This window comes from Deinococcus aetherius, assembly GCF_025997855.1.
GTDB lineage: Bacteria > Deinococcota > Deinococci > Deinococcales > Deinococcaceae > Deinococcus > Deinococcus aetherius.
The window spans coordinates 1,243,102-1,267,845 of the sequence record NZ_AP026560.1; the positions used below are offsets into that span (position 1 = coordinate 1,243,102).

The window sequence follows — 24,744 nt, forward strand, 5'->3', positions numbered from 1 at the left end:
TGCTATGCTGCCCGGCATGGTGCTGTGGCTCGTCGTTCTGTTCATCGCGCTGAGCGCGACCCTGATCCTCGCGCTCACCCTCGGCCCTCTGCGGAAGGCGGCCAACGTCCGCGTGCTGCGGCTGCTCGCGGCGGTCCAGTACGCGGCGGCCCTCGTCCTCGTGGGCGCCCGCCTGACGGGGAACGCGTGACAGCCCCCGGCGCGGCGGTGCGGACCCTCGACCTGCACTTCCAGGGCGTGCCGGGCGTCATCGCCGCCTCGGTCCTCGACACCGGGGACGGTCTGGCCGTCGTGGACGTGGGGCCGGGGAGTACCCTGCCGGGGCTGGAAGCGGGCCTGTCGGAGATGGGCGCCTCGCTGAGCGACGTCCGGCACGTCCTCCTCACGCACATCCACCTCGACCACGCGGGCGCGACGGGAACGATCCTGGAGCGGGTGCCGGGAGTGCGGGCCTACGTCCACGAGCGAGGCGCGGCGCACCTGTCGCGGCCCGAGCGGCTGCTGGCAAGCGCGGGGCAGATCTACGGGGACGAGATGGAGCGCCTGTGGGGCGAGATGCGGCCGGTGGACCCGGGACGCCTGACCATCCTCTCGGGTGGCGAGACCCTGCGCGTCGGGCGGCTGGAAGTGCGCCCGCTGTACACGCCCGGGCACGCCGTCCACCACCTCGCCTACCACGTCGGGGACGACCTCTTCGTGGGGGATGTCGGCGGCATCCGGCTGAGCGGGCGGCAGACCCCGCGCGCCCCCACCCCGCCGCCCGACATTGACCTCCCCGCCTGGCGTGAGAGCGTCGCCGCCCTGCGCGAGTTGGAGGCCCGCACCCTGCACCTCGCCCACTTCGGAGCCTACCCTAACTCGGCGGCCCACTGGGACGGCCTGCTGGGCACCCTCGACGTGGACGCCGGGCGGGTCCGCGAGGGGCTGGAGCGCGGCCAGGACACGCGGGACCTCACCGATGCCTTCACCCGCGCGCTGCTGGACGACCTGCGGGCGGAAGACTCCGACCTCCCCGCCCGGTACGAGTTCGCCTGCCCCCCCTGGATGAGCGTGCAGGGGCTCGTCCGCTACTGGGGGCGGGCGGCGGCGCGCGGGAAGGTCTGATGCGCGTCCTCGTCGTCGGGGGGGGAGGCCGCGAGCACGCCATCGTGGACGCCTGCGCCCGGGCGGGCCACGAGACCCTCTGCACGCCCGGCAACCCCGGCATCGCCCGCACGGCGCGCGTCCTCGCCAGCCCCCAGGACCCCGCTTCTCTCGCCGCCCTCGCCGTGCGCGAGGGAGTAGAGGTCGTGATCGTGGGGCCCGAGGCGTACCTCGCCGCCGGGCTCGTGGACGCCTGCCGGGAGCGGGGCGTGCCCGCCTTCGGGCCCACCCGCGCCGCCGCCCGGCTGGAGGGGGACAAGGCGTGGAGCAAGGCCTTCATGCTTCGGCACGGCATCCCGACCGCCGCCCACCGCAGCTTCACCCGGCTGGAGGAGGCGCTGGCCCACGCCACGACCCAGCCCCTCCCCCTCGTCGTCAAGGACGCGGGCCTGCGGGCCGGGAAGGGGGTCACGGTCGCCCGCACGCCTGGGGAGGCGGAGGCGGCCCTGGAGGGCATCTTCTCGCAGGAGGGGGCGCAGGCCGTCGTGGAGGAGTTCATGACCGGCCAGGAGGTCACGGTCCTCGCGCTCACCGACGGCGAGCGGTACGCGCTCACCCCGCCCAGCCAGGACCACAAGACGATCTTTGATGGCGACACCGGCCCCATGACGGGCGGCATGGGCGTGATCTGCCCCTTCCCGCTTTCCGGGGAAGACCTCGCCCGCATCCGCGCGGGGATCATCGAGCCCACTCTCGCCGGGATGCGCGCCGAGGGCCACCCCTTCACCGGCGTGCTGTATGCGGGCCTGATGCTGACGCCGGGGGGGCCCAGGGTCGTTGAGTTCAATGCCCGTTTCGGCGACCCCGAGGCCGAGGCGGTGCTTCCCCTGCTGGACTCCGACCTCGCCCGGCACGCGCTGGGCGCGGCGCGCGGGCACCTCGATCCGTCGGGCGTCCGCTTCCGGGAGGGGGCGAGCGCCGTCGTCGTCCTCGCCGCACCCGGCTACCCCGGGGAGCCTCAGAAAGGCATTCCCCTCGGGCTGCCGGACCCCGGTCCCGGCGAGGCCATCTACCACGCCGGGACCGCCGAGCAGGGGGGGCGGCTCGTCAGCCAGGGGGGCCGCGTACTCGCGGTCACGGCCACGGCGCCCACGCTGAATGCCGCTCTGGGGCGAGCGTACGCCCTGGCAGGGAGGGTAGACTTTCCCGGCGCCCAGATGCGCCGTGACCTGGGCGCCCGCATCGGGGCCCGGGCCGAGGGGCAGCCGGTTTGACCCCCGCCCGCCCCACGCGCTAGCATCCGCCTGCCCCGGTTGGCCGGGGTGAGGGCCGGAGTGGCGGAATCGGTAGACGCACTCGACTCAAAATCGAGCGGGAAACCGTGTGGGTTCGAGTCCCATCTCCGGCACCAGCAAGAAGCGAGAGCCCCCGCCCCGGCGGGGGTTTTTGCTCGGGTGTGAGGCCGGGAGTGGAGGGGCGGGGGGATACCTGCTAGATTCTGCTGAGTGACGGCGGGCCTGGACCTCCGAATTCCGACCCCAGCCCTCCCCGAGGTAATCCCATGATCCTGACCCTCTTCATCATCCTCTTCGCCCTCGTCTGCGTGGGGCTCGTGTTCTTCGTGCTCCTCCAGGTGCCCAAGCAGGCGGGGCTCTCGGCCAGCATGGCCTCCGGCGGCTCGCTGCTCGGCGGGCGCGGCGTCGAGGGCGGCCTGATTCGCGTCACCAGCGTGCTCGGCGGGCTCTTCATGCTGCTCGCCCTCCTCATCGGCGTCGTCTCGCGCTGAGAGTTTCCCGGACAGACCGCCGTTCCTGGGCCAGGGGCGGCGGTTTCGTGTTGAGTTCGGTGTTGATGCGCGCAATGGGGTGCTCCGGGACGAGCCAACACCATATCCATTTGATCCCTCTGGAACAATCTTTATGGGAACGTAACGATTCCTCTTGACCTCTTTGGGGTCGGTTCATATATTGGCGACGCTGGAATCCCTGACATCCTCTGCTTTCCACCCTTCCCGGTTTGCGCCCGGGGACGCGCCCATATCCTGATCCCGTTTCAAGCCTCAGGAGGCTTCCTATGAAAAGAGCAATGTTCGTTGCCCTGGCGATGACCCTTGGGTCGGCCGTCGCGGCCCCCTTCGTGTACCCGGCGGCCTGGACGGCGGAGCAGAACACCGCGAACAAGCGCGGCGGCGAGTTCCGGAGCTACACCATCTCGGACTTCAAGACGATCAACCCCTTCACCTCGGCGGAGGCGGAGAGCATTCCCCTGAGGATGGGCGAGGGTGCGGGCCTCTTTGTTCAAGATCCCCGGAACGACGAGCTGATTCCCTACATGGCCGACGGCGCCCCCACGATCAGCAACAACGGTCGGAGGTTCGTGGTCAAGATTCGCCAGGGGATGAAGTTCAGCGACGGTCAGGCCATTACCGCCGACGACTGGGTGTCCACCTTCCGCATCCACACGGACGACAAGGTGGGCAGCAACTTCTACGACAACTTCTTCCTGAGCAAGAAGCCGATCACCCTCAAGAAGATCGACAACTACACGTTGCAGTTCGACTTCCCGCAGCAGAGCGCCTCGGCCCTGGTCACCATGAGCTACGCGCCCTGGCCCGACCACATCTTCGGCAAGGCCTACCGTGAGGGCGGCGCCGAGGCGGTCAAGAAGCTCTGGACGCTGGGCACGCCCGCCAATCAGGTCGTGTCGCCCGGCATGTGGACGCTGGAGAGCTACCAGGCGGGCGAGCGCACGGTGCTGAAGAAAAACCCCTACTGGGGCGAGTGGAACAAGGACGCTCGCGGCAACGCGCTGCCCTACCTCGACCGCTTCTCGTACCGGGTGACCCCGGACCTGAACGCCGCGCTGGCCGCGTTCCTGGCCGGGCAGATCGACACCTTCGGGCCGCGCAACGCCGACGACCTCGCGCAGATCAAGCGCGCCATCGACGCGGGTAACCTCAAGGCGACCCTGATGCCCAACGTCAGCCCGCAGGCGAGCAGCCAGTGGATCGTCTTCAACTGGAACAAGGCCTCCGACCCCGACAAGCAGCGCCTCTTCCGCGACGCGCGCTTCCGACGCGCGATGAGCCACATCGCCAACCGTCAGGCGATGGTGCAGCTCGCGCTGGGCGGACTCGGCACCGAGACCTACTACTCGGTCTACCCGATCTTCAAGAGCTACATCAACGACGCGGCCCCCAAGTACCGCTACGACCTCGCGCAGGCCAGCCGCCTGCTCGCGCAGCTCGGGTACACCAAGAAGAACGCCCAGGGTTACCTCGTCAACAACGCGGGCAAGGTGCTGGAGTTCAACCTGAGCACGAACGCGGGCAACACTGTGCGCGAGCAGCTCGGGCGCATCTTCGCGGACGAGGCGAAGAAGGTCGGCGTCAAGGTGAACTTCACGCCCATCGACTTCAACAACCTCGTGGGACAGCTCACCGCCAAGGGCGACAACCGGCCCTTCGACGCGATCTTGCTGGGCCTCTCGGGCGGCGACAACATCTGGCCCTTCGGGTCGAACGTCACGCCCTGCGGCGGCAACCTGCACGCCTACAACAACCCCACGAGCGGCGCCTGCCTGACCCCGCAAGAGTCGCTGATGACCAAGCTCTACTACCAGGGTGACGCCACCCTGAACGTGGCCCAGCGCCGGACCATCGGGGCGCAGCTCCTCAAGACCGAGGCCGAACTCCAGCCCATCGTCTACCTCGTGGGCGGCAACTACCACGTGGCCTACAACGAGCGCCTGGGCGGCGAGTACCCGCGTGAACTGATGGACGCGTATTACCTCTCGCGCAACACCGCCCTGACGTTCATCAAGTAATCCACCTGCCACCGCGCACCCGGGGGTGGCTCGCGCGAGCGGGCCGCCCCCCACTGCATGACTCCCCCCCCTCGGCATCACAGGAGCCCCGATGATCCCATTCCTCCTGCGGCGGGCCCTTCAGGCCATCCCGACCCTGCTGCTCGCCAGCATCCTGATCTTTTTCGTGATCTCGCTCGCTCCCGGCGACTTCCTGACTCCCGCCCGGCTCAACCCCAACATCAGCACGGAGCAGATCGCCAACCTGGAGCGCAACTTCGGCCTCGACCGGCCCCTGTGGCAGCAGTACTTCCTGTGGGTGGGCAACATGCTGCGCGGGGACTTCGGGCTGTCTTTCCAGTACCAGCAGCCGGTCCTGGGCGTGATCTGGCCGCGCATCGTGAACTCGCTGTGGCTGGTGCTGCTCATCACAGTGATCTTCTACGCGGTGTCCATCCCGCTCGGGGTGTACGGGGCCGTGCGGCAGAACTCGCTCGGCGACAAGAGCGTCAACGTGGTGCTGTACTTCCTGCTGGGCTTTCCCTCGTTCTTCATCGCGCTGATCGTCCTGTACTTCATCGTGCAGGCGCGCTTCGCCACGGGCTGGGACATCCCCGTCGGCGGGATGAGGAGCGAAGATTTCGCCGAGTTGAGCCCCTTGGGTCAGGCGCTCGACGTTGCCAAGCACCTCGTCATCCCCGCCCTCATCCTGGCGATCACGGACGCGGCGGGCCTGACGCGCGTGATCCGGGGTCAGATGCTCGAAGTGATGCGCTCGGACTACATCCGCACCGCCCGGGCCAAGGGGGTCAGCGAGCGCACCGCGATCTGGAAGCACACCTTCCGCAACGCGATCCTGCCCATCGTGGCGGGGATCGGCGGCACGCTGCCGGGACTGATCGCCGGGGCGGGCTTCATCGAGGTGGTGTTCGCCTACCCCGGGATCACGCCCATGCTGCTCAACGCGATCAACACCCAGGACCTCTACCTCATCGCGGGGTTCACCATGATCACGACCGTCCTGCTGATTATCGGCAACGCGATCAGCGACATCCTCCTCGCGGTGGTCGATCCGCGCGTGTCGGTCGCCTAGGGAGCCTGCCGTGACCACGACCGCTCCCCAGCCCCCTCAGGCCCGCGTTCGCCGCCCCCGCTCCCAGTCGCAGTTCGCCGTCGCCTGGGGCCAGTTCCGCAAGAACCGGCTCGCGCGGTTCGGCGGCGTCTTCCTGCTGCTGCTGTACGCCCTCGCCGTCTTCGCCCCCTTCGTGGCCCCCGACGGCCTGTCGAACTACTCGACCACGAACATCACCCGCTTCCACCCGCCAACGCCGATCCACGTCCGCGACCCGCAGACCGGGGGGCTCACCCGCCCCTTCGTGTACCAGTACGCCCAGCAGCTCAACCTCGACACCTTCGTGAACGAGTTCAAGCCCACCAAGACGCGCTGCCCGGTCTACTTCGGGGTGCGGGGGGATTCGTACCGACTGCTGGGCTTGATCCCCGGGAACCTGCACCTTTTCGGCACGGGGAACCCCGACTGCAAGGTGTACCTCTTCGGTGGCGAGGCTCTGGGACGCGACCTCTTCACCCGCACGATGTACGCCTCGCAGATCTCGCTCACCATCGGTGTCGGGGCGGTGCTGCTGAGCACGGTCATCGGCCTTTTCATGGGAGCGATGGCGGCCTACTTCGGCGGCTTCGTGGAGACGGTGATCATGCGGCTGGTCGAGGTGCTGGCGTCCATCCCCTACCTGTTCCTCCTGATCCTGCTGCGGTCGGTCTTTCCGCAGAACATCAACCCGATCTTCGCGCTGTACATGATCCTGGGCCTGCTCGCCTTCATCTCGTGGGGCGGCCTCGCGCGGGTGGTGCGGGGACAACTCCTGAGCGTGCGCGAGCAGGACTTCGTGTCGGCGGCGCGGGCGCTGGGGGCCGGAAACGGGCGCATCATGTGGCGGCATATGCTCCCGACCATGACGACGTACGTGATCGTCCTGCTCAGCCTCGGGATTCCCGGCGCGATCCTCACGGAGTCGGGCCTGAGTTTCCTGGGCATCGGGGCGGTCGAGCCCTACGTGTCGTGGGGGAGCCTGCTGAGCCAGGCGCAGGAGGGGGGCTTCGCCTCCATCACCCAGCGGCCCTGGGTGCTGATCCCCGGCTTTTTCATCGTGCTGACGGTGATGTGCTTCCAGCTTCTCGGCGACGGGCTGCGCGACGCCTTCGACCCCCGCAAGCGGCAGTAATTCCCACGCGGGCCACACGGAAAGTCCGCCGGGACTGTATGATCCCCCCATGTTTTCAAGTCCGTTGCTGCCTTCGGAGGCGAGATGACCCTGCCCACTCCAACACAGCCGCCCACAACACAGCCGAGCGAAGTGTTGCTGGCGGTCAACAACCTCAAGACGTACTTCCACACGGACGACGGCGTGGTCAAGAGCGTGGACGGGGTGACCTTCCACATCAAGAAGGGTGAGACCCTGGCGGTGGTGGGCGAGTCGGGCTCGGGCAAGAGCGTGACCAGCCTCAGCATCATGCGCCTGATCCCCACCCCGCCGGGCCGGATCGAGGACGGCGAGATCCTGTTCAGCGGCAAGGACGGGGTGCTCAAGGACATCGTGCGGCTCCCGGAAGCCGAGATGCGCCGGATTCGCGGCAACGACATCTCGATGATCTTCCAGGAGCCCATGACCAGCCTCAACCCGGTGTACACGGTCGGTGACCAGATCGCCGAGGCCGTGATGCTCCACCAGGGCAAGAACCGGCGCGACGCGATGGGCGTGGCGACCGACATGCTGCGCTTCGTGGGCATCCCGGCCCCCGAGAAGCGCGTGAACGAGTACCCCCACCAGATGTCGGGCGGGATGCGCCAGCGCGTGATGATCGCGATGGCCCTCTCGTGCAAGCCCGCCTTACTCATCGCCGACGAGCCCACCACCGCGCTCGACGTGACGATCCAGGCGCAGATTCTCGACCTGATGCGCAAGCTCCAGCAGGAGGTCGGCATGAGCATCCTCTTCATCACCCACAACCTCGGCGTGGTGGCGGAGATGGCCGACCGGGTGGTCGTCATGTACGGCGGGCGCGTGGTGGAGGAGGGCGACGTGGTGGAGATCTTCAAAGCGCCCCGCCACCCCTACACGATGGGGCTGCTCAACTCGGTGCCGCGTCCCCAGGACCGCGAGCCGGGCCAGCCCAAGGCGCGGCTGGAGGCGATTCCCGGCAACGTGCCTAATCCGCTGAACCTCCCGCCCGGCTGCCCCTTCGAGCCCAGATGCAAGTTCGCGGTGCCCGAGTGCAGCGAGGCGGTGCCGCCCCTGTACGACACGGGCGGCGGCCACACGGCCCGCTGCATCCGCTGGCACGAGTTCGAGCAGGTCCAGCAGGGGGTAGGCGCATGACGACCAACGTGGTCAACCTCAGCGCCGCCTCGCGCCCGGTGCCCGCCACCGGCGAGACGCTGCTCGACGTGCGCAACCTCGAAAAATACTTCCCGATCCGGGGCGGCCTGCTCTCGCGGGTGGTGGCGAACGTGAAGGCCGTCAACGACGTGTCCTTCAGCCTCGGCCGGGGCGAGGTCGTCGGCCTGGTGGGCGAGTCGGGCTCGGGCAAGACGACGGCGGGCCGGGCGATCCTGAGATTGATCGAGCCCACCGGCGGGCAGGTCATCTTCAACGGCACCGACATCACCAAGCTCGGTAAGGGCGAGCTGCGGGACTACCGCCGGGAGATGCAGATCATCTTCCAGGACCCCTTCGCCTCGCTCAACCCGCGCATGACGGTCTCCGACATCATCGGCGAGGCGATGCAGATTCACAACCTGAATCCGGGCCGCGAGCGGGTGGACCGCATCGCCGAACTGCTCCAGAAGGTCGGCCTGCGCCCCGAGCACATGCGCCGCTACCCCCACGAGTTCTCGGGTGGGCAGCGCCAGCGCATCGGCATCGCCCGCGCGCTCGCGGTGAATCCGTCCTTCATCGTGGCGGACGAACCCGTCTCCGCGCTCGACGTGTCGATCCAGGCGCAGGTGGTGAACCTCCTTCAGGACCTCCAGGAGGAGCTGGGCCTCACGGTCCTCTTCATCGCACACGACCTGGCGGTGGTGGAGTACATCTGCGACCGGATCATCGTGATGTACCTCGGGCGGATCATGGAGATCGCCTCCAGCCGCGACCTGAACCGCAATCCCAAGCACCCCTACACCGAGGCGCTGCTCTCGGCGGCCCCGGTGCCCGACCCCACGGTCAAGCGCCAGCGCATCATCCTGGAGGGGGACATCCCCAGCCCGATCAATCCGCCCAGTGGCTGCGTGTTCCGCACCCGCTGCCGCTATTCGGTGGACGAGTGCGCCAAGGTGGTGCCCGAGTTGCGCGAGGTGGCACCGGGCCACTTCAAGGCCTGCATCCGCGACGACATCCTGTAACCGGTCGGCCGTCAGCAGTCAGCAGTCAGAAAGCCCTCGCCCTGTGCGGGGGCTTTTCCGTGGACCCTCAAGCTGTCGCGTTTCTGACTAAACCTCTCACACGTCACAATTGGGACCGGGGCAGGATGCGGTCATGCAACGCATCCTTATGGCGGCGGCCCTGCTCGTCGGCACGGCCTCGGCGGCAGACCTGCGCATCTACCCCAGCTTCACGGAGGTCCGCGAGCCCGTGCGGGCGACCGGGACCACCCTCACCGTCACGCTGCCCGAGGCGGCCTGGGCGGGCCTGATTCCCGGCACCCTCGACCTTGACGGCCTGAACTTTACCAGCGCGGTGCAGCGGCAGGAGGCGAACTGGCTCGCCTCGCTGGAGGGGAAGACGGTCTACCTGAGGGGGGAGGACGGCACGCAGGAGCCCGTGACCCTGGTGCGCGCCCGCGACCTGCTCGTGCGCGACGCACAGGGCCGCTACCGCACCGCACGGTACGAGGACCTGGCGTTCGACGTGGCCCCGCCGCTCAATCCCCTCTCGCCCTCGCAGACGCTGACCTTCACGCTGCCGGGGCCCGGGACGGGAACCCTGTCGTACCTCACCCGCGCCGTGACGTGGTCGCCGCGCTACACCCTCAAGGCCAGCGCCACCGGCGCCCAGCTCTCGGCGCTGGCGGACATCCGCAACGGCACCGACCTCGCCTACGACGTGAGGAGCACGGAACTGTACGCGGGGGACGTGAACGTGCAGGGCGGGCCGCCCCTCCCTGCTCCCGTCGCCTTCGAGTCTCGGGCGACGGCTGCCGATGCCCTCGGGAATGCCGCCCCCAAGATCAACACCCTCGGCGAACTGCGCGGCCTGTACCGGTACGCCCTGAGCGCGCCCTTCACGCTGCCCGCGAACTCAGTCGTCACCCTGCCCTTCCTGACGCCGAAGCTCACGGCCTTCGAGCGGTACGCGGGCCTGAACACCTACTTCACCCCGCAGAACTCCTCGGGGACGCTGAGCCGCTTCTACCGCCTGAAGGCCGACGAACGTCTCCCCGGCGGGCCCCTCACCGTGCGCGAGGAGGGCCGCATCGTCGGGCAGACGACGATCTCCGAGACGGCGAAGGGCGCCGAGGTCGAGTTCAGCCTGGGGGACGACCCGGACGTCCGGTTCGAGCGCGCGGTGCAGACGAACGTCAACCAGCGGAACGCCCAGGGCAACCCGGTCCGGACGACCTACCGCGTCACCTACACCTTCGAGAACGGCAAGGACCGCCCCGTCCGCGCCGAGGTGACCGAGCGGGTCGGCGGGCGCCGGGTGAGCATCGACGGCGTGGCGCGGGGCCAGAACCCGGCCGCCGAGCTGCGGGTGGACATCCCGGCGAACGGGAAGGTGACCCGGTCCTTCGTCCTCGTGGTGGACAACTCGTGACGCGCTGATCCTGCGTGCGGGAGGCGGGGGCGTCAGGCGGGCTGCGCCACCTCCGCCCCCCGGCGTTGCAGGCGCACGAAGGCCTCGACGACGCGGGGGTCGAACTGGGTGCCCGCGCCCCGCTCCAGCTCGGCGAGGGCCCGTTCGGGGGACCAGGCCGCCTTGTAGGGCCGCTCGCTCGTGAGGGCGTCGTACACGTCCACGACCGCGAAGAGGCGGGCCAGGGGAGGCACCGCCTCGCCGCGCAGGCGGTCCGGGTAGCCGGTGCCGTCCCAGCGTTCATGGTGGTGCCGCACGATGCCCAGCACCTCGGCGGGCAGGAAGGGCAGCCTCTCCAGCATGGTGTGCCCGATGGTGACGTGTTCCTCGATCACGGCACGTTCCTCGGGGGTGAGCCGCCCCGGCTTGAGCAGCACGGTGTCCGGAATGCCCAGCTTGCCGACGTCGTGGAGGTAGGCGCCGCGCCGCAGCAATTCCTGCGCCTCCTCGCCCAGGCCGAGGGCGCGGGCGAGCGACACGCTGAGTTCGGCCACGCGCAGGGTGTGGCCCTGGGTCTCGAAGTCGCGCTGTTCGAGCGCCAGGCCCAGCGCGAGCAGGGTGTGCTCGTGGGCCGCTCGCAACTCCTGCACCGCCTGGTGCTGGGCGAGCCGGGCCGCGAAGAGGCGCACCACCGCGTCGATCATCGTGCGCTGGGCGGGGGGAAAGGCACGACCTGCGGGTCTGGACAGCAGGATCAGGGCGCGGACGTGGGGCTGGGGCTCGCCGAGGTGTACGGGAACCACGTCGATGACGCCCGCAACCCGCACGAGGGGATGGTCCACCCCGCGCAGGGTCGTCCACGCGTCACCTGTGCTTTGTCCCAGGGAGGCCAGGGCGGGCAGGGTCAGGTGCAGCGCGGGCGCAAAGCCGCCGCTGGCCCCCAGCACCCGGGGCTCGCGTTCCAGGTGCACGAGGGCGATGTCCTCGCTGACGCCCAGTTGTTCGAGGGCCCGCAGGGTCGCGGCCACGACCTCCGCGCTGCTCGCCGCGTGGGCCACCCGCAGGCCGCCCACATCCAGCGCCTCCAGGGTGCGCGCGAAATTGCGCTGTGCCCGCAACTCGCGCTCGCGCAACCACGCGATCACGCCGAGAATCACGCCGCTGGCGACCAGGCCAGTTAGAAGCAGGAGCCACGGCTGCCCCGCGTAGACGGTCAGCCGCAGCGGCAGCGAACTCACGGCGCTCATGGGCAGCGTCCAGCGCAACCCCGCCCAGCCCTCGCGCCAGGTCCAGGGCAGGAGCAGGAAGATGACGAACACCATCACGCTGCCCGGCGGCCGGACCACAGCGCACATCACCACGAACAGCGCGAGCGCGACGAGGGTGAGGGGCCGGTACATGCCGGACGACGGGTCGGAACGAGACAGCAGTTGTCGCGCGGCAGCGAGCATGACGCGCCGAACATTAGCAGGGGGGAGATCACAGGCTTCTCACATTCAGGCCCCGGGGAGCCGGGCACGCGGTCGGGCATCCCAGCCCAGGGTGCGCGGGCCGGGCGGGAGGGCGTGGTGTTCGGCCTCGTCCTTGTGCCACAGGCTCCTGCTGGAGCGCGTGCCCTTCCTGCCGACCGCTGGAGGCTGGCGGCCGAGCGCGCCTAAACGATCCCCTCCAGGTACTCCCGCACGTCCGCCTTCACCGGCATGAAGTAGGCGTGATGGCCCCGCTCGCGGGCGAACTCCAGCGTCTGCGCGGCGAAGTTGCGATTCCACTCCAGGGTGCACTGGAAGGAGCGCGGAAAGACGGCGTGGTTGCGCGCCCGCCAGTAATTCAGGGTGCTTTCCGTGAGCACCGTGGTCGCCCCCCACCAGATCTCGGCTCCCTCGGGAATCAGGTCGGCGTAGGCGTCCATCAGGCGCAGGTCGAAGAAGGGCTGGGTGAAAAAGCCGCAGGCCCCCGCGTCCAGTTTGCGCTCCATGTAGTCGCGCTCGCGGGTGAAGCTCTGGCGGTAGGGGTCCAGCCCGGCGTACACCCGGAGGTGGGGCAACTCGCGCCGGAAACGGCGGATCGCCTGCACCGCGTCCACGTCGTACACCCTGGCGCTCATGTCGGCGGGCGCGTCCCCGGTGATGATCAGAACCTCGTCGATGCCCGCCGCGTCCAGCGTCTCCGCCATCGCCAGCGGCTCGCGCGGGTTGAGGTCCACCGATCTGACGTGTGGGATCGCGCGGTAGCGGGGCCGGGCGAGCGCGCAGCCCTGCCAGGAGCGGGTGGAGTAGCGGGTCAGGTCGGGCACGTTCACCGTGTCCACGGCGGGTAGATGGTTCGCCACGACTTCCAACTCCGCGCGCAGGCTGCTGCGGCTACGTGGGACGAGTTCGACGGAGACGCGGGTGTTGACGCGGGTGTTGCTGGCGGTCACTGGGCGCCCCTCACGGGTTGTGGGGTGTGGGCCGTCGGTTGTGGGGGAGGTGCCGGGAACTTCCCGGGGTCATACGCCAGGATCGGCCCCAGCCACCGCTCCGCCTCCTCCAGGGTCCAGCCCTTGCGCTCCGCGTAGTCCTCCACCCCATCGCGCCCGATGCGGCCCACGGCGAAGTAACGTGCCTCGGGGTGGGCGAAGTACAGGCCGGAGACGGCGGAGGCGGGGGTCATCGCGCAGGACTCGGTGAGCGAGAGGCCGATCTCCCCAGCATTCAGGAGGTCGAAAATGGTGCGCTTCTCGGTGTGGTCGGGCTGGGCGGGGTAACCGGGCGCGGGGCGGATGCCGATGTACCGTTCCTTGATGAGGTCGTCGTTGCCCAGCGTCTCCTCGGGCGCGTAGCCCCAGTAATGGGTCCGCACGTCGCGGTGCAGCTTCTCGGCGAAGGCCTCGGCGAGTCGGTCCGCGACCGCCTTGGTCAGGATGCTCATGTAGTCGTCGTGCTGCCTCTCGTATTCGCGGGCGAGTTCTTCGGCCCCGTGGATGGCGACCGCGAAGGCGCCGATGTGGTCCCCCCGCAGGCTCACGAAATCGGCCAGTGCGGTATTCGGCGTTGTCTGGTCACGCTGTTGGCGCAGGGTGTGCAGGCGGGTGACGGGGGAGAGCGGTGCCCGCCCCGCCGCCAGCTCGTGCGTCCCGTGGTCGAGGGTGTCTGCTTCGACCGCTTCCACCGCCCCCGTCTCCACCACGATGTCGTCCCCCTCACGATGCGCGGGCCACAGGCCGATCACGCCGCGCGCTTTCATCAACCCTTCGTCCACCACACGGCGGAGGAGCGCCTGGGCGTCGTCGAAGAGTTTGCGGGCCTCTGCGCCGCGCAGGGGGTCGGTGAGAATGTTGGGGTAGATGCCCTTCATCTCCCAGGCGATGAAAAAGGGCGTCCAGTCGATGTAGTCGAGGAGTTCGGCGATGGGCTGCTCGATGACCGTCCGGCCCAGGACGTGCGGCGCGGGCACGGCGGCGGGGGAGAGGCGGGGGGCACGCTCGCGGGCCTCATTTAGGGGAATCAGCCGCACCTGCCGCCCGCCGTGCCGTTCTCGCAGGGTGTCGTACTCGGCGCGGGTGCGTTGCTGCACGGCGCCCTCGTCGGCCAGCAGGTCGCCCACCACCCCGACCGCGCGGCTGGCGTCAAGGACGTGAACGACCGTGCCGTCGTAGGCGGGGTCGATCTTGACTGCCGTGTGTGCCCGGCTGGTCGTGGCGCCGCCGATCAGGAGCGGTGTCTTCAAACCGCGCCGCGTCATTTCCCGCGCCACGTTCACCATCTCGTCGAGGCTGGGGGTGATCAGGCCGGAGAGACCGATCACGTCCGCGCCCATCTCCCGCGCCGTGTCCAGAATCTTCTCGGTGGGCACCATCACGCCGAGGTCCGTCACCTGATACCCGTTGCAGGCGAGCACCACGCCCACGATGTTCTTGCCGATGTCGTGCACGTCACCCTTCACCGTGGCGAGGAGGACTTTCCCCTTCCCGCTGCTCCCCGTCTGCTCGGCCTCCAGGTAGGGGGTGAGGTGGGCGACGGCGCGCTTCATCACGCGGGCGGATTTGACCACCTGCGGCAGGAACATCTTCCCGGCCCCGAAGAGGTCGCCTACCACGTTCATGCCGTCCATCAGCGGCCCCTCGATCACGGCCAGAGGGGAGCCGAGAAGCTGATATGCCTCCTCCGCGTCCTCGGTCACGTGGTCGGTGATGCCCTGCACGAGGGCGTGCTGGAGACGTTCGGCGACCGGAAGTTCACGCCACGCACTCTGGGCGCTCGCCTCGCGCTTCACGTCCTTGAAGCTCTCCGCGAGGGCAATCAGGCGTTCGGTCGCGTCCGGCCTTCGCGCCAGAATCACATCCTCCACCGCCTCACGCAGTTCGGGCCCGATGTCGTCATAGACGGCGAGCATCCCCGCGTTGACGATGCCCATGTCGAGGCCCGCCCGGATCGCGTGGTACAGGAAGACGGCGTGCATCGCCTCGCGGACGTGATTGTTGCCCCGGAAGGAGAAGGACACGTTGGAGATGCCGCCCGACACGAGCGCCCCCGGCAGGTTCGCCTTGATCCAGCGCGTCGCCTCGATGAAGTCCAGAGCGTAGCGGTCGTGCTCCTCCAGCCCCGTCGCCACGGTCAGCACGTTGGGGTCGAAGATGATGTCCTGCGGAGGAAAGGCGGCCTCCTCGGTCAGCAGCCGGTACGCGCGGGAGGTGATGGCGATGCGCCGCTCCACGCTGTCCGCTTGCCCCTCCTCGTCGAAGGCCATGACGACGGCAGCGGCCCCGTACCGGCGCAGCAGCCGGGCCCGTTCCAGAAACTTTGCCTCCCCGTCTTTCAGCGAGATCGAGTTCACGACCGCCTTGCCCTGCACCCGCTTCAGGCCCGCCTCCAGCACCTCCCAGCGCGAGGAGTCGAGCATCAACGGCACGCGGGAGATGTCCGGCTCGCCCGCGAGGAGGTTGACGAACTTCACCATCGCTCCTTCGCCGTCCAGCATCCCCTCGTCGAAGTTCACGTCCACGAGCTGTGCGCCGTTGACGACCTGCTGGCGCGCGATCTTGAGCCCTGCGTCGTAGTCGCCCGCCAGGATCGCCTTGCTGAACTTGGGGCTGCCCGTGACGTTCGTCCGCTCGCCCACGTTCACGAAGTTCGTCTCGGGGGTGACGGTGAAGGCTTCGAGGCCGCTCAGGCGCAGGTAGGGCGGAAGTCTGGGGGCAGTGCGGGGAGGAAGACCGGCCACCGCCTCCTTGATCGCGCGGATGTGCTCTGGCGTTGTGCCGCAGCAGCCGCCCACGATGTTGACCAGCCCCTCCTCGGCGAAGGAGCGCAGCACGGAGGCCGTGTGACCCGGCGTCTCGTCGTACTCCCCGAAGGCGTTGGGCAGGCCCGCGTTGGGGTGGACGGACACGAGGGCTTCCGTGTTCGCCGCAATCGCCCGCAGGTGGGGCCGCAGCAGGTCCGCCCCCAGCGCGCAGTTCAGGCCCAGGCTGAAGAGATTCGCGTGCTCGGTGCTCACCGCGAACGCTTCCGGCGTCTGCCCGCTCAGCGTGCGCCCGGAAGCGTCCGTGATCGTCCCCGACAGCATGACTGGGAGGTGACGGCCCGCGCGGCTGAACATTTCCTCGCAGGCGAAGAGGGCCGCCTTCGCGTTCAGGGTGTCGAAGACGGTCTCGATCAGGATGAGGTCGGCGCCGCCCGCCAGCAGCCCCTCCACCTGCTCGGTGTACGCGGCGACCAGATCGTCGAAGGTGACGTTGCGGAACTCGGGCCGTTCCACGTCGGGGGAGAGGGTGGCCGTGCGGTTGGTGGGGCCGACCGACCCGGCGACCCAGCGGGGGCGACCGTCGCGGGCCGTGAACTCGTCGGCGACCTCGCGGGCCAGCCTCGCGCCCGCCTCGTTCATCTCGCGTACCAGATGTTCGGTGCCGTAGTCGGCCTGGGAAATCGCCGTCGAGTTGAAGGTGTTCGTGCTGGCGATGTCCGCGCCCGCCTCGAAATACGCGCGGTGAACGCCCCGGATCACGTCGGGCCGGGTGAGTTGCAGCAGGTCGAAGTTGCCCCGGTACATCCGCAGGGGATCGGCGCCGTCCCAGCGGAAGTCGCCCTCTGTCAATCCCGCCCGCTGGAGCATGGTGCCCCAGGCCCCGTCGAGCACCAGAATCCGTTCCCGCGCGTGTGCGCGAATGTCGCGTGTGTCTGCCGCCACTTCAATCACCCCGGTCGAAAAACGGGCCGCTTTGTCCTACTCCAGCAGCCCGCGAAACCTCGAATGCGCTCTTTGCGCCGCCTCTGGGCCATCGCCTCCCGCCGCGCCATCGTTGGCCGCACAGGGCGGGAGCTTTCCCGTGGAGCACCGAGTGCCGTGATGGGGGCCGGTTGCCGCGCCGTCAGTGGGCAGGAAATTCCCTCGGGCGCTCTGGATGGCCGTGCCGAGCGGCACGACGTAAGGAGGATAGCGCGGGGCGGGGTCGGGAGAAGGTGGGAAAGGGCAGACAAGGAGGAAAACCGCGAGCGACGGCGACGTGGTGCCGTTGTGGGCCGAGGAACAGGGCGAGCCTGTCACGCCCCCAGTTCGGTATCCGCTTGTGTGTCCGCCTGCCGCCCCGGCAGGACCGGACCGGTCACGAGCGCGACGCTTGCGAGAATGAGCCCGAAGCCCAGGAAGCTCCACAACGTCAACGGCTCACGCAGCAGAAGCGCGCCCCAGACGATGCCGAAGGCGGGCGACAGGTACGTCACGGTCGTCGCCCTGGTCGGCCCCACGCGTTGGATGAGGCCGAAATAGAGCAGATACGCGACGGCCGTGGAGAGGAGGGCGAGCGCGAGCACCGAAAGAATGACGACTCCAGACGGAAGGACGGTGGGGAGCGCGAACGGCACGGCGGGCAGCAGAACGACTGCGGCGCACAACTGACTGTACAGCGCGAGTGCGAAAGGCGGCACACCCGTCATCCGGAGTTTCGTGTACACGGCGGCCACCCCGTACGACAGCGCCCCGAGCAGGGAGGCTCCGATGGAAAGCCACACGGGGGACGTGAGCGGGAGAGGGCCGAAGCCGACCAGGAGAGCCACGCCCATCAGGCCGAGAAGCAGCCCCGCACCCTTGCCCCAGGACAGGCGCTCGCCGAGCCAGACCGCCGCCACCAGGGCCCCGAACAGAGGTGTCGTCGCGTTGAGGGTGGCCGCCAGGGACGCCGTGATCTGCACGGTGGCCGCCGAGATGAGCAGGAACGGCAGCGCCGAGTTGACGACGCCGATCACCAGAAATTGCCGCCAGCGGACGCGGAAGCTGGGCAACGACCGTGTGGCGACGGCAAAAGTCAGCAGCGCGAGGCCAGCGATGAGGACGCGCAATTCGATCAGGACGACCGGACCGAGGACCGGCGCGGCGATCCGCATGAAGAGGAACGAGCCCCCCCACAGGGCGGAGAGGACGAGCAGTGCGGTCAAATCTCGGGGTGACATAGGGGCTCCTGGCCTGCACTGGGGAGGGGAGGCGGCATGACGGGGGCCTGCGTTTCACCCGGCGGTGTGGCTCTTCTCGTGTTCGAGCAGGGTTCGCTTGCGTTCGGTACCCCAGCGGTAGCCGCCAAGGGCGCCGCCCGAACGAACGACCCGGTGACACGGCACGACGAGGGCGACGGGATTGACCGCACAGGCCCGCGCCACGGCACGCACCGCCCTGGGCTCACCGAGCATCTCGGCCACCTGGGCATACGAGCGTGTTTCGCCGTAGGGGATGGAGCGCAGCGCGTCCCAGACTCTGCGTTGGAAGTCTGTCCCCGGCAGGTCGGTGGGCAGGGGCGGATCGCGCCGGACGCCCGCGAGGTGCCGGTGCAGGGCCTCCAGGTACTCGCCGAGCGGCGCCTCGTCCTGCACGAACGTGGCCCGGGGGTACTCGGCGTGCAGGCTCCGGACGAGTGTTTCCGCGTCCCCGAAGCGCACCGCCACGAGGCCCCGCCCGGTGGCGGCCACCAGCATGGGCCCCAGCACACTCTCGGCGACGGCGAAGGTGATGCACTGGCCCGCGCCACCCATCCGGTAACTGCTCGGCGGCATACCGATCTGGTCGGTCGCGCGGTCGTAGAGGGTGCGGGGTGAGGAGTGACCGGCCCCGTACAGGGCGGCGGTCACGCTCACGCCCTCCCGGAGTTCACGCTTGACCCGCTCACCCCGCCGTGCGAGCGCGTACTGCTTGGGCGTCACGCCCATCTCCGCCTTGAACACCCGCTGAAGGTGAAAGGGACTGAGCCCGACCGCATCGGCGAGCTGCGTGAGGGACGGCGTGGGCTCCACGGTGTCCAGAAGATGCTGGATGTGCAAAACGGCACGTCGCCGCCCCTCGACTTCCGTGGGCCTGCACCGCAGGCAGGGACGGAACCCGGCGGCGTCGGCGCTCTCCGCATGGTCGAAGAACTCGACGTTCTCGCGTTTCGGGCGGCGCGACGGGCACGAGGGACGGCAGTAGATGCCCGTGGAACGCACACCGTAGTAGAACTGTCCGTCCCAGGAGGAGTCGCGGTTCAACACGGCCTGCCAGAGGGCATCTTCTTGAAGGGCGGTCGAGCGCACTTGAGTCATGGAGGCTCCTGTTGCCTCAAGCGTAGTGGGGGAATGAAGCTGGTTCTATCCGTTTCTTGCGCTCAAATTGAAGGACACTGGGTTTCAGGTCGGCCGACTCGGTGGGCCCTGCCGAGAGCCCGGGCACGCGGGCACCGCGCCTGACCCGCGAGGTTCGGGCATGTTCGAGCCTCGCCGGGCGTACACTGGCTCATGCCGCTTCCGCCTTGGTGATCCTCCGCCAGTTCGCTTGCCCCAGTCGGCCTCTCCACGCGTCCGACAGGTTCGACCGGTCTGTCCCCACCCCTGCCACGACGAGCCGCCGCTGTCCATCGCCGCTCTCGTGAAAGGGACCAAGACCTGTGTCGTTTCGACTGCCAGCGCGCCTTCTACGCTTTCCGCTGACCTTCCTGACCGCCGCCCTGGCGGTCGAACTTCTCGACGAGCTGGTGGACGGCGTGACGGGCGCCGCGTGGCCGCTCGTCAGACAGGACCTCTCGCTCTCCTACGCCGAGATCGGGCTTCTGCTCGGCGTGCCCGCCCTCCTCGCCAACCTGATCGAGCCCGCCTTCGGGGTGCTGGCCGACTTCGGGCGGCGGCGGGCGCTGATTCTCGGCGGGGGCGTGGTCTTTGCCCTTTCGCTCGCGCTGTTCGCCGTGGCAGGTGGGTTCTGGCCGCTGCTCCTTGCGTCAGTGCTGTTCTACCCTGCGTCGGGGGCGTTCGTGGCCCTCACCCAGGCCGCGCTGATGGACGCCGACCCCGCCCGGCGCGAACAGAACATGGCCCGCTGGGCGCTGGCCGGGTCAGTGGGCAACGTGGTCGGCCCCCTCCTGATCGGCCTCGCCGTGACCCTGGGGCTGGGGTGGCGGCCCGTCTTCGCGCTGCTGGCCGCCCTGACCGTGGCGGTGCTGGCCCTCGCGTGGCGGTCGCGTGAGGCGTTGGCGGGTGAGGGAGACGGCGACACGTCCCCGAGCTGGAGGATTGCGGCGGCGGAGGGCTGGGCCGCCCTGCGCCGGGGGGAGGTTCGCCGCTTCCTGATCCTGCTGGAGTGCGCGAACCTGCCCCTGGACGTGTTTCGCGGCTTCCTCGCCCTGTACTTCGTGGACGCGGTGGGGACGAGTCCCGCGCTGGCGAGCCTCGCCGTGGCGGTGCTGACCGGGGTCGGGCTGGTGGGGGACGCACTCGTGGTCCCGTTGCTGGAGCGTGTCTCCGGCCTGCACTTCCTGCGCCTGAGCGCGTGGGCGGTGGCGGTCGTCCTTCCGGCCTTCCTGCTCGTGCCCTCGCCTGGGGTCAAACTGGCCCTGGTGGGGGCGCTCGGCCTGCTGACCTCCGGGTGGTACGCGGTCTTGCAGGCGCGGCTGTACGGCAGCCTCCCGGAGCGCAGCGGTACGGTCATGGCGCTGGGCAGCGTGGCGGGGCTGGCCGGGGGGGCGGTGCTGCCCCTGCTGGGGCTCGTCGCCGACCGCTTTGGGGTGACGGCGGCGATGTGGTTGCTGCTGGCGGGGCCTTTGGCGTTGATCGTGGGACTACCCCGGCGGAACTGAGCCCGGCGCCCCTGATTCAACCAACCCTCCTTTTTATAAGTGTTTCTTAAGTCGGACGAAGAACGAACAGAAGCGGGACCGTGCATCAATCATGAATGCAGGCGGCGACGTGAAGGCCAGGACTCTCTCATGCCGCCGCACTGTAGGGAACGGAGGAGGATGACATGGTACGAACTTTCGCTCAGGTGGCGGGCATTATTTACCTTCTGGTTGGCATTCTGGGTTTCTTCCCCGCGCTGCTTTCGGCCCCCACAGGCCCCGACCTCGCCATCGACGCCTTTCACGGGCGTCTGCTGGGGCTCTTTCCCGTCAACCTGACGCACAACATCGTCCACCTCGCCATCGGGCTGTGGGGAATCACCGCCGCCCGTTCCCTGAGCGGCGCCGTCGGCTTTGCCCGTGGCCTGACCGTTCTCTACGTCATCCTCGGCATCATGGGATTGATTCCCGGCCTGAATACCATGTTCGGCCTCGCCCCGCTGCACGGCAACGACGTGTGGCTGCACTTTGGCACGGCCCTGGTCGCCGCCTACTTCGGCTGGGGCGCCGCGCGGGACACGAGCGCGAGCTACCGCTGAGGGTATTGAGTGAGGGGCGGGGCCGGAGGTGCCTCGCCCCTCCGTTATTAGCGTCCTTTTCCCTGCGGGCACCGCTGCCGTGGTGGGGACCGGTCACCGCTCCGTCTGTGCCAGTGGCACGACCTGTGAAGGGTGGGGCGGGGGAAAGGGCAGACAAGGGGGCAAGCCCCTCACCACACATGCTCCCCGAGGTCAACCCCTATTGGGGGTACCGCATGTCGTCAGGCCAGGACGAGAGCGGATGGATACGATAAGTCGTGGACGACTTTTACGCAGAATATAAGAAGGAGTGGCGGGAACATTATGACACTGCAAAATATTTGCGAAATGCATCCGCAATTTTTGGAACGTTGGCTTTGCTTTTAGGCTTGTACTCTCTGTATTCTTCACAAGAGCGGAGGGTTCTGGAATTGGACGTTGTGGTTCCCGTATACAGGAATTATCCACTCGGCTCTTACGAATCCAGTGGAATTATGTCTGTTAGTGCGGGCGTTAGGAGTGTTGCCATCCGGCTTGCAAAAGGTTCGCGAGAGAGTTCTCTTTACTCCCTTAGAGGTGCCTTCATATACTTGTATTACGCTGTTCTCCTTCTACTGCTTTCTACAGCGGCTTTATTGTATATGAAAGGGCAAATCAAGGCTTCTTCCTATGTAATTAAAACAGTTGCAGTGACCCTTGTGGCCGGATGGATTTTTCCTACAGTTGACGCTAAGTTTGTAATGCCACGAATATTAGAAGGCATTACCTTCAAAGAGTTCGTAATCAGGTACGACGAAATAGCGGAGCATAGCAAGTTTTTATATAGTCTGTTCTTCCCGGCCACCATCAGTATTTGGAAGTTGTCAGGAGTGGTGTCCAAAATAAGCATCACCCCACCGTCTCCATCGCCCTCGGGTAGCTCCCGATGATCTTCGCGTAGCTCGCCTTTCTCAGCACCCCGGCGAGGGCTTGGGCGACTTGCGGGTCGCGGGCGTTTCCCTCGATGTCCACGTACATCAGGTAGCTCCAGGCACGGTCACGGCGGGGGCGCGACTCGATGCGCGAGAGGTTCAGGCCGCGCAGTTCGTTCAGCGTCTCGACGAGGAAGCCGGGGGTATGGCGCACGGCGAAGACGAGGCTGGTTTTGTGCGGCACGTCCGACACTTCGGGCTCGTGGCGGGCGAGGAGCATGAAGCGGGTGAAGTTGAAGGGCTCGTCCTCGATCTCGCGCGCGAGGATGTCCAGGCCGTACAGCTCGGCGGCGCGGGCGGAGGCGATGGCCGCCTCGTCCCGGGCCCCCCGCGCGGCGAGGTCCTTGGCGCTCCCCGCCGTGTCATGCCCGGGGACGGGCTGAAGGCCGTACTTGCGGATCAGCCCCGTGCACTGGTCGAGCGCGGGCTGCTGCGAGACCACCCGCCGCACGTCCTCGATGGGCACCCCGGGCAGCGCCATCAGGCAGTGGCTCACCCGCACCACGACCTCGCCGACGACGTGGAGTTCCGTCTCGCTCAGGAGGTCGATGGCCTGGTGGATCGCGCCCATCAGGCTGTTCTCGACGGGCAGGGTGCCGTAGTCGGCCTCGCCCCCCTCGACCGCCCGCGCGACCTCGTGGAAGGTGGGGTAGCCGCGCGTGGTGACGCCGGAGTGGGGCACCCCCGCGCTCTTCAGAGCGTTGAGGGCCGCGATCTCCCCGTAGGCGCCCGGGTTGCCCTGGAAGGCGACGGTGAGGTGCGGCGCCGCCCCGGTCTGCGGCTCCTGTGTCTGCGTGCCCCGCTGCCCGTTCATGGGGGGCAGGCTAGCGTATGGGCCCCGGCGGAAGGCTGACCCCTATCTCCGCCTGAACTAGACTGCCCGGGTGCCCCCCGTCACCCCTGATCCCGTCCTCGACCTCGACGCCGCCTCGCTGAGCGGGGCCACGCGCCGGGGCGACCTGACCGCGCTGGAGGCGACCCGTGCTTACCTGCGGCGGCTATCCGCACACAATCCCCGCCTGCGCGCCGTCATCACCGTGAACGAGGCGGCGGAGGCGGACGCTGCCCGGCTCGACGCCCTGCCCCCCGAGCGGCGCGGTCCCCTCCACGGCCTTCCCATCCTGATCAAGGACAACATCGACGTGGCGGGGTTGCCCACGACGGCGGGCAGCCTGCTCATGACCCGGCACGTCCCGGAAGGTGACGCCCCCCTCGTCGCCCGTCTCCGCGCCGCTGGGGCCGTGATCCTCGGCAAGGCGAACCTCACGGAGTGGGCGAACTTCATGACGCTGGGGATGCCCAACGGGTACTCCGGGGCGGGCGGGCAGACGGTGAACCCCTGGGGCGAGGGGCTTGACACGGGCGGGTCGTCGAGCGGGAGCGGGGTGGCGGTCGTCGCCCGGCTGTGCGTCGCGGCGGTCGGCACCGAGACGAGCGGCAGTATCCTGAGTCCGGCGCAGCAGAGCGGGGTGATCGGGCTCAAGCCCACGGTGGGTCTGATTCCCCGCACGGGTGTGGTGCCCATCTCCCACAGCCAGGACACCGCCGGGCCGATCACGAGGAGCGCCCGCGACGCCGCCCTGCTCCTCTCGGTGATGGCCGGACCCGACGACGCCGACCCGGCGAGCCGCCGCCTGCCCGTGCCGGGCCTCGCCCTGCGGCCGGGGGCCCTGAGCGGGGCGGAGATCGGCGTGCTGCGCGACCCGCCCGGCGGGCCTGTGTCGGAGGCCGAACGCGCTTCCCTCGCCCGCGCGGAGGAGGCCCTGCGGGACAGGGGTGCAAGGCTGCGTGACGTGACCCTCCCCACCGCCGACGAACTGGGCGGCTGGCGCTTCGAGGTGCTGGTCTACGAGTTCAAGCACGACCTGAACGCCTACCTGGCGGGCGTTCGGGACGGCCCCCACAGCCTCGCCGAGGTGATCGAGGGGAACGACGCCGACCCTGAACGCCTCCAGCGGTACGGCCAGACGCTCCTCCACGCCGCCCAGGGCACGCGCGGCGACCTGAGCGAGCGGGCGTACCGGGAGGCGCGGGCGCGCGACCTCGACCTCGCCCAGACGCGCGGCCTCGACCCCCTCTTCGCCCTGGGGCTCGACGCGCTGCTGTGGCCCGGCCTGCACGGGTACGCGGTGGGCGCCAAGGCGGGTTACCCCAGCGTCACAGTGCCCACCGGGTTGCATGAGGGCGCCCCGACCGGCATCCTCCTGACCGGCCCAGCCGGAAGCGACGGGCGCCTGCTCTCGCTCGCCGCCGACCTCAACCAGCGGCTGGGCGGCGTGCAGTTCCCGCCCGACTCCCCGGCTTGACCCCCCGCTCCCGCGCGACTAGCATGGGCGGGCTCTCCTCTCGGGAGCGAGGGGGCGGTTGGCTCAGCGGTAGAGCGTCCGCCTTACAAGCGGAGGGTCGGGGGTTCAAATCCCTCACCGCCCACCAAAAGTGCCTCACCTCAGGGT

General features: G+C 68.7%; 20 protein-coding genes and 2 tRNA genes. 16 read left to right on the plus strand and 6 right to left on the minus strand.

Annotation, left to right across the window (positions count from 1 at the left end; genetic code table 11):
• Window positions 1–4: 4 nt before the first annotated feature.
• The 11 genes from DAETH_RS06265 to DAETH_RS06315 all read left to right on the plus strand — a co-directional run bounded on the left by DAETH_RS06265 (window position 5) and on the right by DAETH_RS06315 (window position 10,718).
• A complete protein-coding gene (locus DAETH_RS06265) occupies window positions 5–190 on the plus strand; it encodes a hypothetical protein (protein ID WP_264777459.1) in 186 nt (61 codons plus the stop codon).
• On the plus strand, window positions 187–1,104 hold the full coding sequence (locus tag DAETH_RS06270; protein WP_264777059.1) for an MBL fold metallo-hydrolase: 918 nt from the start codon (window positions 187–189) through the stop codon (window positions 1,102–1,104). Before DAETH_RS06265 ends, DAETH_RS06270 begins: the two co-directional genes overlap by 4 nt.
• Entirely contained in the window at window positions 1,104–2,357 is a 1,254-nt protein-coding gene (gene purD / locus DAETH_RS06275) for a phosphoribosylamine--glycine ligase (RefSeq protein ID WP_264777060.1), read from the plus strand. Before DAETH_RS06270 ends, purD begins: the two co-directional genes overlap by 1 nt.
• A 54-nt stretch (window positions 2,358–2,411) precedes the next feature.
• Window positions 2,412–2,494 (plus strand) — tRNA-Leu (locus tag DAETH_RS06280).
• A gap of 150 nt (window positions 2,495–2,644) precedes the next feature.
• Entirely contained in the window at window positions 2,645–2,869 is a 225-nt protein-coding gene (gene secG / locus DAETH_RS06285) for a preprotein translocase subunit SecG (protein ID WP_264777061.1), read from the plus strand.
• A gap of 287 nt (window positions 2,870–3,156) precedes the next feature.
• Window positions 3,157–4,908: an ABC transporter substrate-binding protein gene (locus tag DAETH_RS06290; protein WP_264777062.1), complete on the plus strand. Its 1,752-nt coding sequence runs from the start codon at window positions 3,157–3,159 to the stop codon at window positions 4,906–4,908.
• 91 nt (window positions 4,909–4,999) lie between these two features.
• Complete coding sequence (locus DAETH_RS06295; RefSeq protein WP_264777063.1) at window positions 5,000–5,980, plus strand: ABC transporter permease; 981 nt, start codon at window positions 5,000–5,002, stop codon at window positions 5,978–5,980.
• Between the two features lie 10 nt (window positions 5,981–5,990).
• Window positions 5,991–7,130 carry an ABC transporter permease gene (locus DAETH_RS06300; protein ID WP_264777064.1) on the plus strand — a complete coding sequence of 380 codons (1,140 nt, stop codon included), beginning with the start codon at window positions 5,991–5,993 and terminating at the stop codon, window positions 7,128–7,130.
• 84 nt (window positions 7,131–7,214) lie between these two features.
• On the plus strand, window positions 7,215–8,285 hold the full coding sequence (locus tag DAETH_RS06305; RefSeq protein ID WP_264777065.1) for an ABC transporter ATP-binding protein: 1,071 nt from the start codon (window positions 7,215–7,217) through the stop codon (window positions 8,283–8,285).
• Window positions 8,282–9,307: an ABC transporter ATP-binding protein gene (locus DAETH_RS06310; RefSeq protein ID WP_264777066.1), complete on the plus strand. Its 1,026-nt coding sequence runs from the start codon at window positions 8,282–8,284 to the stop codon at window positions 9,305–9,307. The genes DAETH_RS06305 and DAETH_RS06310 overlap by 4 nt, the downstream gene beginning before the upstream one ends.
• Before the next feature lie 133 nt (window positions 9,308–9,440).
• Entirely contained in the window at window positions 9,441–10,718 is a 1,278-nt protein-coding gene (locus DAETH_RS06315) for a DUF4139 domain-containing protein (RefSeq protein WP_264777067.1), read from the plus strand.
• 32 nt (window positions 10,719–10,750) lie between these two features.
• Here DAETH_RS06315 and DAETH_RS06320 read toward each other — a convergent pair whose 3' ends face one another.
• From DAETH_RS06320 to ada, 5 genes are all read right to left on the minus strand, one after another.
• Complete coding sequence (locus DAETH_RS06320; protein WP_264777068.1) at window positions 10,751–12,148, minus strand: HD-GYP domain-containing protein; 1,398 nt, start codon at window positions 12,146–12,148, stop codon at window positions 10,751–10,753.
• A 203-nt stretch (window positions 12,149–12,351) separates the two neighbouring features.
• Complete coding sequence (locus DAETH_RS06325; RefSeq protein ID WP_264777069.1) at window positions 12,352–13,116, minus strand: methylenetetrahydrofolate reductase; 765 nt, start codon at window positions 13,114–13,116, stop codon at window positions 12,352–12,354.
• Window positions 13,113–16,865 (minus strand): methionine synthase, encoded by a 3,753-nt coding sequence (gene metH, locus DAETH_RS06330; protein ID WP_264777070.1) that lies wholly within the window; start codon window positions 16,863–16,865, stop codon window positions 13,113–13,115. Before metH ends, DAETH_RS06325 begins: the two co-directional genes overlap by 4 nt.
• 353 nt (window positions 16,866–17,218) lie before the next feature.
• Window positions 17,219–18,124 (minus strand): DMT family transporter, encoded by a 906-nt coding sequence (locus DAETH_RS06335; RefSeq protein WP_264777071.1) that lies wholly within the window; start codon window positions 18,122–18,124, stop codon window positions 17,219–17,221.
• A gap of 54 nt (window positions 18,125–18,178) precedes the next feature.
• Complete coding sequence (gene ada, locus DAETH_RS06340; RefSeq protein WP_264777072.1) at window positions 18,179–19,240, minus strand: bifunctional DNA-binding transcriptional regulator/O6-methylguanine-DNA methyltransferase Ada; 1,062 nt, start codon at window positions 19,238–19,240, stop codon at window positions 18,179–18,181.
• A 341-nt stretch (window positions 19,241–19,581) separates the two neighbouring features.
• Here ada and DAETH_RS06345 point away from each other — a divergent pair, with 341 nt between their 5' ends.
• The 3 genes from DAETH_RS06345 (at window position 19,582) to DAETH_RS06355 (ending at window position 22,249) form a co-directional block, all read left to right on the plus strand.
• Entirely contained in the window at window positions 19,582–20,763 is a 1,182-nt protein-coding gene (locus tag DAETH_RS06345; protein WP_264777073.1) for an MFS transporter, read from the plus strand.
• Between the two features lie 164 nt (window positions 20,764–20,927).
• Window positions 20,928–21,341, plus strand: coding sequence for a DUF4383 domain-containing protein (locus DAETH_RS06350; RefSeq protein WP_264777074.1), 414 nt, complete (start codon window positions 20,928–20,930; stop codon window positions 21,339–21,341).
• A gap of 257 nt (window positions 21,342–21,598) precedes the next feature.
• Window positions 21,599–22,249, plus strand: coding sequence for a hypothetical protein (locus tag DAETH_RS06355; RefSeq protein ID WP_264777075.1), 651 nt, complete (start codon window positions 21,599–21,601; stop codon window positions 22,247–22,249).
• Here the strand turns inward: DAETH_RS06355 and DAETH_RS06360 are convergent.
• Window positions 22,209–23,105 (minus strand): prephenate dehydratase, encoded by an 897-nt coding sequence (locus DAETH_RS06360; RefSeq protein ID WP_264777076.1) that lies wholly within the window; start codon window positions 23,103–23,105, stop codon window positions 22,209–22,211. The genes DAETH_RS06355 and DAETH_RS06360 overlap by 41 nt on opposite strands.
• Before the next feature lie 70 nt (window positions 23,106–23,175).
• On the opposite strand from DAETH_RS06360, the gene DAETH_RS06365 reads away from it, so the two are divergent.
• Window positions 23,176–24,597 carry an amidase family protein gene (locus tag DAETH_RS06365; RefSeq protein ID WP_264777077.1) on the plus strand — a complete coding sequence of 474 codons (1,422 nt, stop codon included), beginning with the start codon at window positions 23,176–23,178 and terminating at the stop codon, window positions 24,595–24,597.
• Between the two features lie 52 nt (window positions 24,598–24,649).
• A tRNA-Val gene (locus tag DAETH_RS06370) sits at window positions 24,650–24,724 on the plus strand.
• Window positions 24,725–24,744: the final 20 nt, after the last annotated feature.

What these genes read in the sequence shown, in the direction of transcription:
- DAETH_RS06265 (WP_264777459.1), top strand. Translation starts at nt 5, where the DNA reads ATGCTGCCCGGCATGGTGCTGTGGCTCGTCGTTCTGTTCATCGCGCTG.
- ada (WP_264777072.1), bottom strand. Translation starts at nt 19,240, where the DNA reads ATGACTCAAGTGCGCTCGACCGCCCTTCAAGAAGATGCCCTCTGGCAG.
- DAETH_RS06295 (WP_264777063.1), top strand. Translation starts at nt 5,000, where the DNA reads ATGATCCCATTCCTCCTGCGGCGGGCCCTTCAGGCCATCCCGACCCTG.
- DAETH_RS06305 (WP_264777065.1), top strand. Translation starts at nt 7,215, where the DNA reads ATGACCCTGCCCACTCCAACACAGCCGCCCACAACACAGCCGAGCGAA.
- purD (WP_264777060.1), top strand. Translation starts at nt 1,104, where the DNA reads ATGCGCGTCCTCGTCGTCGGGGGGGGAGGCCGCGAGCACGCCATCGTG.
- DAETH_RS06320 (WP_264777068.1), bottom strand. Translation starts at nt 12,148, where the DNA reads ATGCTCGCTGCCGCGCGACAACTGCTGTCTCGTTCCGACCCGTCGTCC.
- DAETH_RS06315 (WP_264777067.1), top strand. Translation starts at nt 9,441, where the DNA reads ATGCAACGCATCCTTATGGCGGCGGCCCTGCTCGTCGGCACGGCCTCG.
- DAETH_RS06360 (WP_264777076.1), bottom strand. Translation starts at nt 23,105, where the DNA reads ATGAACGGGCAGCGGGGCACGCAGACACAGGAGCCGCAGACCGGGGCG.
- DAETH_RS06350 (WP_264777074.1), top strand. Translation starts at nt 20,928, where the DNA reads ATGGTACGAACTTTCGCTCAGGTGGCGGGCATTATTTACCTTCTGGTT.
- DAETH_RS06310 (WP_264777066.1), top strand. Translation starts at nt 8,282, where the DNA reads ATGACGACCAACGTGGTCAACCTCAGCGCCGCCTCGCGCCCGGTGCCC.
- secG (WP_264777061.1), top strand. Translation starts at nt 2,645, where the DNA reads ATGATCCTGACCCTCTTCATCATCCTCTTCGCCCTCGTCTGCGTGGGG.
- DAETH_RS06290 (WP_264777062.1), top strand. Translation starts at nt 3,157, where the DNA reads ATGAAAAGAGCAATGTTCGTTGCCCTGGCGATGACCCTTGGGTCGGCC.
- DAETH_RS06335 (WP_264777071.1), bottom strand. Translation starts at nt 18,124, where the DNA reads ATGTCACCCCGAGATTTGACCGCACTGCTCGTCCTCTCCGCCCTGTGG.